Below are 13,372 nucleotides of genomic sequence, written 5' to 3'. Positions count from 1 at the left end.
TCAAAGTGGATCCGGCAACGGCGCGCCGGGTAGTGTTGCCCGATGCGCCGTTGCCGACAGCGGACTAGCCGCGCGCCAGGGCCGCCGCGTTACGTCCGGCAAGGATACCAAAGATAATGATATCCGCCACGGCGTTACCGCCGATACGGTTGGCGCCGTGGATGCCGCCGACCACTTCTCCCGCCGCCCAGGCGCCGCGGATCACCTGTTTATTGCTGTCGAGCACCGCGGTGTCGGTATTGATGGTCACGCCGCCCATGGTGTGATGCACCCCAGGCGCGACGCGGATGGCGTAGAACGGCCCCTGATTCAGCGGATGACGCAGCGCGGTGGTACGGCCGAAATCCTCATCCTTCTGATCCACCACAAACTGGTTGTAGCGCGCCAGCGTCTCTTCAAGCGTGGTGTGCTCCATATTCAGCTTCACCGCCAGCTCGCCCACGGTCGGCGCGCTGATAACGAAGCCCTTGGCGATATACTCATCGGCCGCTTTATTGTTCGCCCGCACCTGTTCGTCAAAAACCACCCAGGCACTTTTCTCCGGCAGCGCGATAATCTGCGCGGAAACCTTGTCGCGGGTCTCCATCTCGTTGAAGAAGCGTTTGCCCTCCTGGGACACCAGGATAGCGCCGCCGCCGCGAATCGATTCAGAGATCAGATACGAGGTAGTCTGCTCAACGGTCGGATGGATCTGGATTTCGCCCATATCGACTGTATCCGCCCCCAGCTTCTGCAGCATGGCGATGCCGCTGCCGGTCGCGCCTTTGTGGTTGGTGGTCACGAAGCCGTCCAGCTCAGGGCGGTATTTCACCACCATCTCGCGGTTGGCGCTGAAGCCGCCGGTGGCGACGATCACGCTTTTCGCATAGAGGATGCGGCTGTCGTAGTACTCATCCACCACCTTCACGCCGGTTACCGCGCCGTTCTCGGTGAGGATTTCAGCGACCGAGGTATCCAGCAGCACTTCGATATTGCGCTTGTTGATGTTTTTCACCAGGCCGCTGATCAGGTAGCCGCCAACCGCCGAACGGTCCGCAGGGCGGTGCGTGCGGTCGATGCTCATGCCGCCGGTAATGGTGATATCGTTCAGCTCGATGCCGTGATCCGCCAGCCAGTCAATCGCCTCCGGCGCCAGCTCGACGAACTCGCGCAGCAGCACCGGGTTGTTTTTATGCTGGCCGCCTTTCAGCGTCTCCTGATAGAAGAGCTCTTTGCTGTCTTTGATGCCTTTCATCGCCTGGAAGCGGGTTTCCGCCGCGTTCATGCCCACCGAGGCTTTGATGGTGTTGCCGCCGATGGTCGGCATCTTCTCGATAATGACCACGCGCGCGCCTTCGTCGTGCGCCTGAATCGCCGCCGCCAGGCCGGCGCCGCCGCTGCCGATCACCACTACGTCGTAGTTCTGCGGTGCGGAAGGATTACCACCCTCTTCAATTACATACTCTTTGCTGGAGGTGGAGAGCGCGCGCGATACCGCTTTTTTCAGCGCCTCGCTCTGGGTAGTGGCGCCGCTGATGGCGTCGACGTGCGGGCTGTTGGCTACCAGAATGCGGTTACGCAGGCTTTCAAAGGTCTCGGTGAAATCGACGTCCAGCGTATCGTCCGGCACCATCGAAATATCGGTGATGCGGTCGGTATCCAGGGTGACGTTGATTTTCAGCTTCAGCGCTTCCGCTTCGACTTTCTCCTGATAGACGCCCGCCTTGTATTTGCGGCCCGGCGCGCTGACTTCGCGGATCATCGCGTCCACCAGCGAGAAGCGCCACAGCGGTTCCGGGATCATCAGCGCTTCGCGCTGGGTGCTGTCGATATAGAGGTCGAGATGCTCGTTGTTCAGCACGCGATCCGCCCAGTCCGGGTAGGCGATGCAGGATTTGCCGACCGCCACCAGATCGTAGCCGTGCTCCAGCGCCATCTCCGCGTCAGCTTTATTCACCACGCCGCCGACGCCGATAACCGGCACCTTCGCCAGGCGCTCTGAGCGCTGCGCGATATATTTGTCGATCAGCGGCATCGGGTCGCGGGTATCGACGATAGAGGGACGCAGCAGCTGCCCCATGGAAAAGTGCACGTAGTCGAGGCCGCGCTCCGCCAGTTTTTCCAGCAGATAGAGCGTGTCGGCAAAGCGGATGCCGGGCACTTCGATCTCTTCCGGCGAGAAGCGATAGCCGATAATGAAGGTGTTGTGCGCGATGCGCTCCGCCATTTTATGGGCGATATCCAGCACCGCCAGCGGGAAGCGGGCGCGGTTTTCGCGGCTGCCGCCCCACTTGTCGTCGCGCTGGTTAGAGTTAGGGGAAAAGAACTGCTGGATCAGATAGGTATTGGCGCCGTGCAGCTCCACGCCGTCGAAGCCCGCCTTGATGGCGCGGTTCACCGCGTCGCCGAATTTAGTAATCATCACTTCGACTTCGTCGGCGGTCAGCGCCTGCGGCGTGGTCGCGCCTTCGCGCGGTGCGGCAATGGCGCTGGGGCCCACCGGCGTTTTGCCGCCGATCAGCCCCGGTTCCACCATACGGCCGCCATGATAAATTTGCAGGATAGCCGTCGAGCCCTGCGATTTAATCGCGTCGGCGATGCGCGCCAGGCCCGCGATTTTGTTGTCGCTGTCGATGCCGATAGCGCCTGGAAAGGCGGGGCCTTTGTTATCGATAAAACAGGACTCGACGATAACCGTACCGAGCGTGCCTGCGCGCGCGCGATAGTACTCCACGAGCTCGCTGGTCACGGTGCCGTCGTAAAATCCCGTACAGGTGGTCATCGGCGCCATGACCAGCCGATTTTTTAATACCGCGCCGTTGGGCAAAGTCAGCGGATTTAAAAGCGGGGTGCGAGTATTCATTTAGATTAACTCCGGAAATTAAAAGCTGAGAAATTCTGCGGACGAGGCACTCTGGTGATTATTAAAAGGTCCGGCTTAATGCCACTAATATACCAGTTACTTTAGCTACAAAAGAAATGAATATAGTTATAAAACTTTTAAAGGAGCGGAGTTATTTATTTTGCAAACCATGAGATTTTAGTTATAGTAATGTTAGCGAAAGCGCTGAAAAAATCAAATTATTGTTATAAGTAAAAATTATTCTATACTTTTCAATAAGGTGCAAGGGATGAAATTTGCAGAAAAAAGCGCCAGTAATGATAATTTGCACCTCGGAATCTTCTTAAGAGCGCAGCGCGGGCATTTAAGTTCTTAACGCAATTAACAGCCAAACTCACTCTTTGATCTAGATCAAAATTTACTATTATGGCAGGCGCATCATATAGGCAAGGCGCAAAAGTTTATTTAATAAAGTTGTCATATGAAGACGTTATTCAATAAGGTTTTGCTGAAGGCGTTCTACGCGCACTAATAATAAACGGTGCATCAACAAAGCCGACACTCTCTTCTTTATAACTTGCAGACCCTCACTATGAACATGAAAACGACGCTGAACGAAGCCGCGCAACCTGCGCCCGTCCCGCCGCCGGGACAACACAAACGCTGGATCATGCTGGCGCTGCCCATCGTGGTCGCCGCCCTGCTACTGCTGGTGCCGACGCCTGCCGGGCTCGAGCCCTATGCCTGGCACTTTTTCGCCATCTTCGTCGGCGTTATCGTCGGCCTGATCTTCGAACCGCTGCCGGGCGCGGTTATCGGCCTGACCGGCGTGGTGGTCATCGCCCTCTTCAGCCAGTTCGTGCTGTTTAGCCCCGCCGAGCTGGCGAAGCCGGGCTTCAAGGTCGCCACCGAGGCGTTTAAATGGGGCGTAAGCGGTTTCGGTAACTCCACTGTCTGGCTAATTTTCGGCGCCTTTATGTTCGCCGCCGGCTACGATAAAACCCAGTTCGGTCGCCGCCTGGCGCTGATTCTGGTGAAGTATCTTGGCCGTCGCAGCCTGACGCTCGGCTACGCCATTACCTTCGCCGATCTGCTGCTGGCGCCTTTTACCCCGTCGAACACCGCGCGCAGCGGCGGCACCATCTACCCGATTATCGCCAACCTGCCGCCGCTCTACGGCTCTAAACCCAACGACCCGAGCGCGCGCCGCATTGGTTCTTATCTGATGTGGGTCGCGATTACCGCCGCCTGTATCACCAGCTCCATGTTCCTGTCGGCGCTGGCGCCGAACCTGCTGGCGCTGGCGCTGGTGAAAAGCGTCGTGGGCTTTGATATCTCCTGGGGCATGTGGTTTCTCGCCTTCCTGCCGCTCGGCGTGCTGCTGATCCTGACCATGCCGCTGCTGGCGTACTGGCTCTATCCGCCGGAAGTGAAGGTCAACGACGAAGTGCCGCGCTGGGCCACCGCCGAGCTGCAGAAGCTGGGCAAACTGTCGCGCAACGAGATTCTGCTGCTGATTTTCGTGGTGTGCGCGCTGCTGATGTGGATTTTCGCCACCGCCTGGATCGAGCCTGCGATGGCTGCGCTGCTGGTTATCATACTGATGCTCTGGACCGGCGTGCTGAACTGGAGCGACATTACCAGCAACAAAGCGGCGTGGAACACCTTCGCCTGGTTCGCCACGCTGGTGGCGCTGGCGGATGGCCTGGCGCGCGTCGGCTTTATCGCCTGGCTGGGCAAAGAGGGCGGCATGCTGCTGCAGGGTTACGACCCGCAGGTCTCCGCAGTGGTATTGCTTATCGCCTTCTATCTGCTGCACTACCTGTTCGCCAGCACCACGGCGCACACTACCGCGCTGCTCCCCGCGATGCTGACCATCGCCGCAGCGATCCCGGGCATCAATATGCCGGTGTTCTGCCTGATGCTCTGCACCTCGCTTGGCGTGATGGGGATTATCACTCCTTACGGTACCGGCCCCAGCCCGATTTACTACGGCAGCGGCTATCTGCCGACCAAAGACTACTGGCGCCTGGGCACCATTTTCGGCCTGCTGTTTCTGGTGCTGCTGATGCTGATCGCCTATCCGTGGATGGTGATGATGTTCTAAAGCAGGCGACGAAACAGGTTAATAAAGTGTAAAATCCTTTCCCTTCAGCTTACGCCAGCCGCGTCCCGCGCGGCTGGCGAAATAAAAACCAACAATATTTGCGGCTGTTCGTCTCGCGCTGCGCGAGCCGTCGCCGCCGCATAAGTGAGCCGAGATGTCGAACAAACCTTTCTACTATCAAGAGCCCTTTCCGCTGTCCCACGATGATACCCAGTACTATCTGCTGACGCGCGAGCACGTCTCCGTCGCCAGCTTCGAAGGCGAAGAGGTGCTGAAGGTCGATCCCAAAGCGCTGACCCTGCTGGCGCAGCAGGCGTTTCACGACGCCTCTTTTATGCTGCGTCCGGCGCACCAGCAGCAGGTCGCCTCTATCCTCGCCGACGATGAAGCGAGCGAAAACGATAAATATGTCGCCCTGCAGTTTCTGCGCAACTCGGAGATCGCCGCCAAAGGCGTGCTGCCGACCTGCCAGGATACCGGCACGGCGATTATTATGGGCAAAAAAGGCCAGCGCGTCTGGACCGGCGGCGGCGATGAAGCCGCACTGTCGCAGGGCGTCTATAACACCTTTATCGAAGATAACCTGCGCTATTCGCAGAACGCCGCGCTCGATATGTATAACGAGGTGAATACCGGCACCAACCTGCCGGCGCAGATCGATATCTACAGCACCGACGGCGACGAATATAAGTTTCTCTGCATCGCCAAGGGCGGCGGCTCAGCCAACAAAACCTATCTCTACCAGGAGACCAAAGCGCTGCTCTCGCCCGGCAAGCTGAAGAACTATCTGGTGGATAAGATGATGTCGCTCGGCACCGCCGCCTGTCCGCCCTATCACATCGCGTTCGTGATCGGCGGCACCTCGGCGGAGGCCACGCTGAAGACCGTGAAGCTCGCCTCGACGCACTATTACGATAGCCTGCCGACCAGCGGCAACGAGCATGGCCAGGCGTTCCGCGATTTGGCGCTGGAGCAGGAACTGCTGGAGGCGGCGCAGCAGCTCGGCCTCGGCGCACAGTTCGGCGGCAAATATTTCGCGCACGATATCCGCGTAATCCGCCTGCCGCGCCACGGCGCTTCCTGTCCGGTGGGCATGGGCGTCTCCTGTTCGGCGGATCGCAATATCAAAGCGAAGATCAACCGCGACGGCATCTGGATTGAGAAGCTGGAGGACAACCCGGCGCAGTATATTCCGGAAGCGCTGCGTCAGCAGGGCGAAGGCGGCGTGGTGAGCGTCGATCTTAACCGGCCGATGAAAGAGATTCTGGCGCAGCTTTCCGCTTATCCGGTCTCTACGCGTCTGTCGCTGAGCGGCACCATTATCGTGGCGCGCGATATCGCGCACGCCAAGCTGAAAGAGCGTATCGACAACGGCGAAGGGCTGCCGCAGTACGTGAAAGATCACCCGATCTATTACGCCGGTCCGGCCAAGACCCCTGCAGGCTACGCTTCCGGCTCGCTTGGCCCGACTACCGCTGGCCGCATGGATTCCTACGTCGATCTGCTGCAGTCGCACGGCGGCAGCATGATTATGCTGGCGAAGGGCAACCGCAGCCAGCAGGTGACGGACGCCTGCCAGAAGCACGGCGGGTTCTATCTCGGCAGCATCGGCGGCCCGGCGGCGGTGCTGGCGCAGCAGAGTATTAAAAAGCTGGAGTGCGTGGAGTATGCCGAGCTGGGGATGGAGGCGATCTGGAAAATTGAGGTTGAGAACTTCCCGGCGTTTATCCTCGTGGACGATAAAGGCAACGACTTCTTTAAGCAGATTCAGGACAGCACCTGCGCGCGCTGCGTGAAATAGCACTGAAGCAGACTCTTAAAAACCGCACCATGTTTTGATAAGCGGGCGGCAGGGTCTGAAGAGCAAAGCGTCCCGCGACAAGGATGTCGCGGGCCGAGCGAGCAGGGATGCCTTGAGCGACTTTGCGATCAGACCCTGCCGCCCGCGTCTGCGCAACGGCCAAAGGCGCCCTTACAGCAAACTATCTTTACCAGAAACGCGGCACTTCCGCCGCATCGCTCGCTTCTCCCGCCCGCAGTGGAGCGGCGACATCGCCATCGCGCAGCGAGACCGGCAGGTTAACCGCAATGATGCTGTACTCCACGCCGTCCAGCACCTCGTCATGTTCAGTCAGCACGTTATAAAATTCGTTCATCAACATTCCTTATTCAGTTCGGCCTCAGGCCCGTCAGGAACCACCGTCCTGACCATGCCATAGCAATCTTACGCGGTTATGACAGTTAACAATGGGTCGAAAAAAGGCGAAATGCGCCGGGATTAATATGAAACAAAAACGGCGCGTTGCCCAGAGAGCAGCGCGCCGCAGAGCGCGAAATCAGAAGAAACCGAGCGGCTGAACGCTGTAGCTCACCAGCAGGTTTTTGGTCTGCTGATAGTGGTCCAGCATCATCTTGTGCGTCTCGCGTCCGATGCCCGATTTTTTATAGCCGCCAAAGGCGGCGTGCGCCGGATAGAGGTGATAGCAGTTGGTCCAGACGCGCCCTGCCTTGATGGCGCGGCCGACGCGGTAGGCGCGGTTGATATCGCGCGTCCAGACGCCGGCGCCCAGCCCGTAAATCGAGTCGTTGGCGATGGCGATCGCTTCCGCCTCATCCTTAAAGGTGGTAATGCCGACCACGGGTCCGAAAATCTCCTCCTGGAAGACGCGCATGCTGTTGTCGCCCTTCAGCAGCGTCGGCTGAATGTAGTAGCCGCTGGCGAGCGAGCCTTCCAGCTTCTCCACGCCGCCGCCGGTCAGCACCTCCGCGCCCTCCTGACGAGCGATCTCCAGATAGGAGAGGATCTTGTCGAACTGCTGCTGAGACGCCTGCGCGCCGACCATGGTTTCGCTGTCCATCGGATCGCCGCGCTTAATGGTTTTGATGCGCTTCATCACCGCCGCCATAAAAGGCTCGTAGATCGACTCCTGCACCAGCGCGCGCGACGGACAGGTACACACCTCGCCCTGATTCAGAAAGCCGAGCACCACCCCTTCGGCCGCCTTCTCGATAAAGCTCTCTTCCGCCTGCATGATATCTTCGAAGAAGATGTTCGGCGATTTGCCGCCCAGCTCGACGGTTGAGGGGATCATGCTCTTCGCCGCCAGCTCGAGAATATGGCCGCCGGTCGCCGTGGAGCCGGTAAAGGCCACTTTGGCGATGTCGGGATGAGAGGCCAGCGCCTCGCCCGCCTCCTTGCCGTAGCCGTGCACTACGTTCAGCACCCCGGGCGGCAGCAGGTCTTTAATCAGCTCGACAAACAGGGTAATGCTCAGCGGCGTCTGTTCGGCCGGCTTCAGCACCACGCAGTTGCCCGCGCCCAGCGCCGGGGCGAGCTTCCATGCCGCCATCAGCAGCGGGAAGTTCCAGGGAATAATCTGCGCCACCACGCCGAGCGGCTCATGGAAATGGTAGGCGGCGGTAAACTCGTCGATCTCGGCGGCGGTACCCTCTTGCGCCCGCACGCAACCGGCGAAATAGCGGAAGTGATCCACCGCCAGCGGCATATCGGCGGCCAGGGTTTCGCGCACCGGCTTGCCGTTATCCCAGGTTTCGTTCACCGCCATATATTCCAGATTTTGCTCCAGCCGATCGGCGATCCTGAGCAGCGCCAGCGACCGCTGCTGCGGCGAGGTTTTGCCCCAGGCTTCGGCGGCGGCGTGCGCCGCGGCGACGGCATTGTCCACATCCGCCTTGTCCGATCGCGGAAATTCCCCCGCGACCGAACCGTTGACCGGCGACGTGTTGGTGAAGTAGTTACCGTTCACTGGCGTCACGAATTCGCCGTTAATAAAGTTGCCGTAGGTTTTCTGCAGCTGAATCAGAGAACCCTGTTCCCCGGGAGAGGCGTAACGCATGGTGAATCTCCTTAACATGGCAGGAATTGAAACAACGATGAAACTTGCTGTTAACAATGAATGAACAAACCCAGCCTGTCAGATGTTGCGGTCGGAAACTGTGACCGCCGCAAAGGAAAAGCGCGCCGCCCGTGCGCACGGATAATTCTGAGAATAAGCCGAGGCGCGAAAAAAAAGCGAAACCTCGGGCCGGAACAGGGTCAACAGAGAAGGTTAATCACAGGAGAGAGTGACATGCTGGCTTCGGCTTTTACCCTTATGCGCGCAAAAGCAGACTTTATTCATCAGTTTATTCGCCATCCGCGCAAGATGGGCAGCATTACGCCCTCATCGGCGGCGCTGTGCCGCGCCATGAGCGACAGCGTCTGCTGGCGCAGCGCGCTGCGCGTCGCCGAACTGGGTGCGGGCGACGGCGTGCTGACGCGTCATCTGCTGGCGCGTATGCAGCCGCAGGCGACACTGGATGCGTTTGAGATCAGCGCGCCGCTGGCGGATAAGCTGCGCGCGCTGGAGGATGCGCGCCTGCAGGTGCGCAGCTGTTCGGCGGCCTGGTTATCAGGCGAGTATGACGCGATCTTTTCCGGCCTGCCGCTGCTGTCGCTGCCGCCGGCGCTGCGCGACGACATTCTGCGCGCCGCGTTCGACGCGCTCGGCCCGGACGGCGTTTTCGTGCAGTTCCAGTACACCTCCATCACCCAGCCCGATCTCTCGCGCTACTTTATCTGGCAGCGTCAGCGGGTGCTGAAAAACGTGCCGCCCGCCTGGGTTTATCGCTGTCGGCGCAGCTACGCGCCCTGAGCCTGGCTCGGCTGTGGGCGCGTCTGCTGCCAGAACGCCATCAGCAGCTGCCGCGCCCAGTCGGGGCCTTCGATGTCCACATCCGCGACGCTATCGCTGACGTCGGGCGACAGGCAGGCGCTCATAATATGGCGTGAAAATTCCGGGTGAAACTGCACCGACAGCGCCTGCGGCGAGTAGCGCAGGATCTGACAGGGATCTTTCTCAGAGGTGGCCAGTACCTGCGCCTGCGGCGGCGGAGCGATCACCGACTGGCGGTGCGACAGCCAGGCGCTGAAGCGTTCCGGCAGCGCCGAGAGCAGCGCGTCGCGCTGCATCGCCGCTTTGCACGTCAGCGGCAGCAGGCCACGCTCCCAGCCGTTGGGGTTATCCGCCACCTTGCCGCCCAGCGCGTAGGCCATCAGCTGGTGGCCGTAGCAGACGCCCAGCAGCGGCAGCTTAGCGTCGATCGCCGCCCGCACCCACGCCGCGCTGCGCTCGCTCCACTCGGCGTGGTCGGTCACCATCGCCCAGGAGCCGCTCAGGATCGCGCCGCTGATCTGGTCAAACTGCGGCAGCGATTCGCCAAGGTGCGGGCGCACAATGAGATAGTCATCGGGTTGCAGATCAAGCGCGTCAATAAACCAGCGCGGCTGTTCGCCAATACGTTCCACCACGATGGCAGGCGGCACTTCAAGTTGAATCAGGGCAAGGGGCAAAGAGGAAGTGGAAGTCATACCGAATGGGTTCCCTGGCAGGTTAGCGTCTCGGTGAACCAGTCTGCCAGCAAAGCGGCGGCCTGTCTTATGATTTTCCAGCCGCTGTCATAACAGAAAAATATTTGTCATCGCCTGTCGGCCTCTCCCCGCTTCGTGCCATCATTAGGGCGTGGCGAAAAACAACAGCGAAGGACGGGATTGTGGCTCTGCGGCATTTTTTTCTGATCTTGATGGTGGTCTCTATCTGGGCATTCAATAACGTGGCGGTGAAGTGGGGCCTGCTGGAGCTGCCGCCGCTGTTTCTCACCTGCATGCGCTTTGTGGTGGTGGCGATTGTGCTGATCCCCTTCTGCCGTATCACCCGCCAGCAGCTTCCCTGGCTGCTGGCGCTCGCCTTTACCTTCGGCTTTATGCACTTCTCGCTGCTGTTCGTCGGCATGCGCTATACCGACGCCGGCACCGGCGCGATTGTGGTGCAGCTCGGCACGCCGATCGCCATGCTGCTGGCGATGGCGGTGCTGAAAGAGCGGCTGAGGGCGATTCAGCTGGTCGGCATCGCCATCTCGCTGTGCGGCGTGGCGGTGCTCTCCGGCAGTCCGACCATCCCCGCCTGGTGGGTGCTGGCGATCCTGCTCTGCAGCGCCACCGGCTGGGCGGTCAGCAATCTGATTGTGAAAAAATCGCCGCCCATTAAGCCGCTGACCATGACCGGCTGGATCGCCTTTCTGGCGGTGCCCATCGTCGGCCTGTCGAGTTTCGTGATGGAGTCGCACCAGTTTTACGCCCTCAGCCAGGCGGGATGGCGCGGCTGGTTCGGCATTCTCTACAGCGCGCTCGCCTCGTCGATTGTCGCCTATACCCTCTGGTACGGGCTGCTGAAGCAGTACAACGTCAATCTGATTATGCCCTACTCGCTGCTGACGCCGGTGTTGTCGGTGCTGATGGGCATTGTGGTGCTGGGGGACAGCCTTAACAGCTTTAAAATCATCGGCGCATCGCTGGTGGTGTGCGGCACGGCGATAGCCGTCATCAATCTGCGCAGCCTGCGCATGCACGCGCGCTTCCCGCGTCTGCGCCGTCGCTGAAAAAGCGGTGCTATGCTCTGGATACCGTCTGTTTCTGGAGAATGATTATGGATTATCAGCTTGCCGCGTCGCTGTGGCAGCAGCTGTGGCAAGGATTGCGTGGCCCCGGCGACGCAACCGCCCCGCCCACTTTTCTTGATACCGCGACCTTCTCATCCGCTTTCGCCGTCAGCGAGCTGGCAGCCGCCAGCATCGGGCTGGCGACCCAGGCGACGGCGGATTTTATCGGCGTCCGCCAGCCGGTCAGCGTGAACGTGCGCCTCGCCTCGCGCTGGTTTCAGACCAGCTTCTTTCCCCGCAATCGCCCCGCGCCCGCGCTGTGGGACGCCTTTGCCGGCGACTACCGCAGCGCCGACGGCTGGATCCGTTTGCATACCAATGCGCCGCAGCATCGCGCGGCGATGGAGCGTGTGCTGGGCCAGCACCCCGACCGCGACGCGCTGGCGCGACAGGTGGCGCGCTGGCAGGCTGACGCGCTGGAGCAGGCGGTGGTCGATGCGGGAGGCTGCGCCGCAAAGATGCGCAGCGAACAAGCGTGGCAGCAGCATCCGCAGGGCCAGGCGGTGCGCGAAGAGCCGCTGATCGCCTGGCGACGGGGCGCCGCCGCGCCCGCGCGCAGCTGGTCGATGCCCGGCGCGCGGCCGCTGCTCGGCGTTCGGGTGCTGGATCTGACGCGCATCATCGCCGGGCCGGTGGCGACCCGCTTTCTCGCCAGCCTCGGCGCGCAGGTGCTGCGTCTCGATCCGCCCGGCTGGCGCGAGCCGACGCTGGATGAAGAGATCGCCTGCGGCAAACGGCGCGCCGTGGTCGACTTTAAAACGACGGCGGGCCGCGAGACGCTGCGCGAGCTGCTGCAGCAGGCAGACGTGCTGGTGCACGGCTATCGCGCCGATGCGCTGGAACAGCTGGGATTCGACGCTGAGACGCGCGCCCGGCTGGCGCCGGGACTGGTGGACGTTAGCCTGAACGCCTGGGGCTGGCACGGCCCGTGGCGCAATCGCCGCGGCTTCGACAGTCTGGTGCAGATGGCGTGCGGCATCGCCGAGAGCGGCATGCGCTGGTCGCAAAGCGAGAAGCCGACGCCGCTGCCGGTACAGGCGCTGGATCACGCCACCGGCTATTTGATGGCCGCCGCGGCGCTGGAGGGACTGCGCCAGCGCCACGCTACCGGCTACGGCGTGGAGGCGCGACTGTCGCTGGCGCGCACCGCCCTGCTGTTGCAGCAGCATCCCTGCCGGGACGCCGCTCTGCCGGCGGGCATTAAAGCGCATGCGCACGATACGCTGCCGACCATTGAGCTGACGCCCTGGGGCATCGGTGAACGGCTGCGCGCCGCCGCGCGACTGCCCGGCACGCCGCAGCTCTGCGCCACGCCGGGCTGCGAGCCAGGGACGCACCCGGCGCGCTGGTAAAAGGCGCGGAGTTACGCTTCGCCGCTCTCTTCGCCGGCCTCGTTTAGCTCATCCCACATCGCCTGGATAGCCTCGCGGCTTAACATCGCCAGCGTGCGGTAAAAGGCGGTGGTAGCGTGCGCCTCGACCTTGCCGAGAAAGGCGCCGCACCAGGGCAGCAGATAGCTGTCAAACAGAGCGCATTGCGCCGCGCTCTCATCTTCCGCCGATTGATCTTCCAGCCAGGAAGCCGCCAGCATCAGCACGCCGAAGTGGTCGGCGGGCGCGTCGCTGAGCGGCATGCCGCGCGAGGCGAGAAAGGCGCGCACCTCTGGCTCCGGCTTGCCTTCCGGCCACTGTGAGGCGTAAGGCGGCACCTTACAGTCGGGGCCGACGAACAGCGCATTGTAATCCGCCGCCAGCGCCTGCGGATCGCTGTTCTGCTGCAGGCGCTGCAGCAGTTCATCCTGCTCCAGCGGCCACTGCGCGCCAAGTTTGCCCTCGCGCAGCAGCGTAAACAGCGGAACCAGCAGCGGATCCTGCGGCTGACGGTTAAACAGGGAGCCGATCACGCGGCAGAGAATGGAAAACTCGTTCATGCACTATTCCAGAGGC

General features: G+C 61.2%; 10 protein-coding genes. 5 read left to right on the top strand and 5 right to left on the bottom strand.

Features of this window, described 5'->3' with window-relative positions; all coding sequences use genetic code 11:
- Positions 1–64: 64 nt before the first annotated feature.
- A complete protein-coding gene (locus tag B3229_RS12140) occupies positions 65–2,842 on the bottom strand; it encodes a flavocytochrome c (protein ID WP_048786418.1) in 2,778 nt (925 codons plus the stop codon).
- Between the two features lie 577 nt (positions 2,843–3,419).
- Between B3229_RS12140 and B3229_RS12135 the strand changes: the two genes are divergently transcribed.
- Together B3229_RS12135 and fumA are read left to right on the top strand one after the other, a co-directional pair.
- Positions 3,420–4,928: an anion permease gene (locus B3229_RS12135; RefSeq protein ID WP_048786423.1), complete on the top strand. Its 1,509-nt coding sequence runs from the start codon at positions 3,420–3,422 to the stop codon at positions 4,926–4,928.
- 154 nt (positions 4,929–5,082) lie between these two features.
- The gene (gene fumA, locus B3229_RS12130; protein WP_286871012.1) at positions 5,083–6,729 is read left to right on the top strand and encodes a class I fumarate hydratase FumA; all 1,647 of its coding nucleotides are present in this window, start codon (positions 5,083–5,085) and stop codon (positions 6,727–6,729) included.
- Between the two features lie 187 nt (positions 6,730–6,916).
- Here fumA and B3229_RS12125 read toward each other — a convergent pair whose 3' ends face one another.
- Both B3229_RS12125 and B3229_RS12120 read right to left on the bottom strand, forming a co-directional pair.
- Entirely contained in the window at positions 6,917–7,084 is a 168-nt protein-coding gene (locus B3229_RS12125) for a hypothetical protein (protein ID WP_161801256.1), read from the bottom strand.
- Between the two features lie 180 nt (positions 7,085–7,264).
- A complete protein-coding gene (locus B3229_RS12120) occupies positions 7,265–8,785 on the bottom strand; it encodes an aldehyde dehydrogenase family protein (protein ID WP_033747704.1) in 1,521 nt (506 codons plus the stop codon).
- 234 nt (positions 8,786–9,019) lie between these two features.
- On the opposite strand from B3229_RS12120, the gene B3229_RS12115 reads away from it, so the two are divergent.
- On the top strand, positions 9,020–9,583 hold the full coding sequence (locus B3229_RS12115) for a class I SAM-dependent methyltransferase (RefSeq protein ID WP_033747706.1): 564 nt from the start codon (positions 9,020–9,022) through the stop codon (positions 9,581–9,583).
- Here the strand turns inward: B3229_RS12115 and B3229_RS12110 are convergent.
- Complete coding sequence (locus tag B3229_RS12110; RefSeq protein ID WP_286871010.1) at positions 9,571–10,299, bottom strand: glutamine amidotransferase; 729 nt, start codon at positions 10,297–10,299, stop codon at positions 9,571–9,573. The genes B3229_RS12115 and B3229_RS12110 overlap by 13 nt on opposite strands.
- Before the next feature lie 182 nt (positions 10,300–10,481).
- On the opposite strand from B3229_RS12110, the gene B3229_RS12105 reads away from it, so the two are divergent.
- Together B3229_RS12105 and B3229_RS12100 are read left to right on the top strand one after the other, a co-directional pair.
- Complete coding sequence (locus tag B3229_RS12105) at positions 10,482–11,366, top strand: DMT family transporter (RefSeq protein ID WP_048784790.1); 885 nt, start codon at positions 10,482–10,484, stop codon at positions 11,364–11,366.
- Between the two features lie 47 nt (positions 11,367–11,413).
- Positions 11,414–12,778 (top strand): CoA transferase, encoded by a 1,365-nt coding sequence (locus B3229_RS12100; RefSeq protein ID WP_286871007.1) that lies wholly within the window; start codon positions 11,414–11,416, stop codon positions 12,776–12,778.
- A gap of 11 nt (positions 12,779–12,789) precedes the next feature.
- On the opposite strand, the gene B3229_RS12095 is transcribed toward B3229_RS12100, so the two are convergent.
- On the bottom strand, positions 12,790–13,356 hold the full coding sequence (locus tag B3229_RS12095; RefSeq protein WP_216492412.1) for a TorD/DmsD family molecular chaperone: 567 nt from the start codon (positions 13,354–13,356) through the stop codon (positions 12,790–12,792).
- Positions 13,357–13,372: the final 16 nt, after the last annotated feature.

This window comes from Pantoea sp. UBA5035, from assembly GCF_002415245.1.
GTDB classification, from domain to species: domain Bacteria; phylum Pseudomonadota; class Gammaproteobacteria; order Enterobacterales; family Enterobacteriaceae; genus Pantoea; species Pantoea septica.
Note: the sequence above shows the minus strand (reverse complement) of the source record. Positions and strands in the feature narration are given on the sequence as shown.

Excerpts from the sequence above, each read along its gene's own strand:
- B3229_RS12100 (WP_286871007.1), top strand. The coding sequence starts at position 11,414 with ATGGATTATCAGCTTGCCGCGTCGCTGTGGCAGCAGCTGTGGCAAGGA.
- B3229_RS12125 (WP_161801256.1), bottom strand. The coding sequence starts at position 7,084 with ATGAACGAATTTTATAACGTGCTGACTGAACATGACGAGGTGCTGGAC.
- B3229_RS12115 (WP_033747706.1), top strand. The coding sequence starts at position 9,020 with ATGCTGGCTTCGGCTTTTACCCTTATGCGCGCAAAAGCAGACTTTATT.
- B3229_RS12110 (WP_286871010.1), bottom strand. The coding sequence starts at position 10,299 with ATGACTTCCACTTCCTCTTTGCCCCTTGCCCTGATTCAACTTGAAGTG.
- B3229_RS12135 (WP_048786423.1), top strand. The coding sequence starts at position 3,420 with ATGAAAACGACGCTGAACGAAGCCGCGCAACCTGCGCCCGTCCCGCCG.
- B3229_RS12120 (WP_033747704.1), bottom strand. The coding sequence starts at position 8,785 with ATGCGTTACGCCTCTCCCGGGGAACAGGGTTCTCTGATTCAGCTGCAG.
- B3229_RS12095 (WP_216492412.1), bottom strand. The coding sequence starts at position 13,356 with ATGAACGAGTTTTCCATTCTCTGCCGCGTGATCGGCTCCCTGTTTAAC.
- fumA (WP_286871012.1), top strand. The coding sequence starts at position 5,083 with ATGTCGAACAAACCTTTCTACTATCAAGAGCCCTTTCCGCTGTCCCAC.
- B3229_RS12140 (WP_048786418.1), bottom strand. The coding sequence starts at position 2,842 with ATGAATACTCGCACCCCGCTTTTAAATCCGCTGACTTTGCCCAACGGC.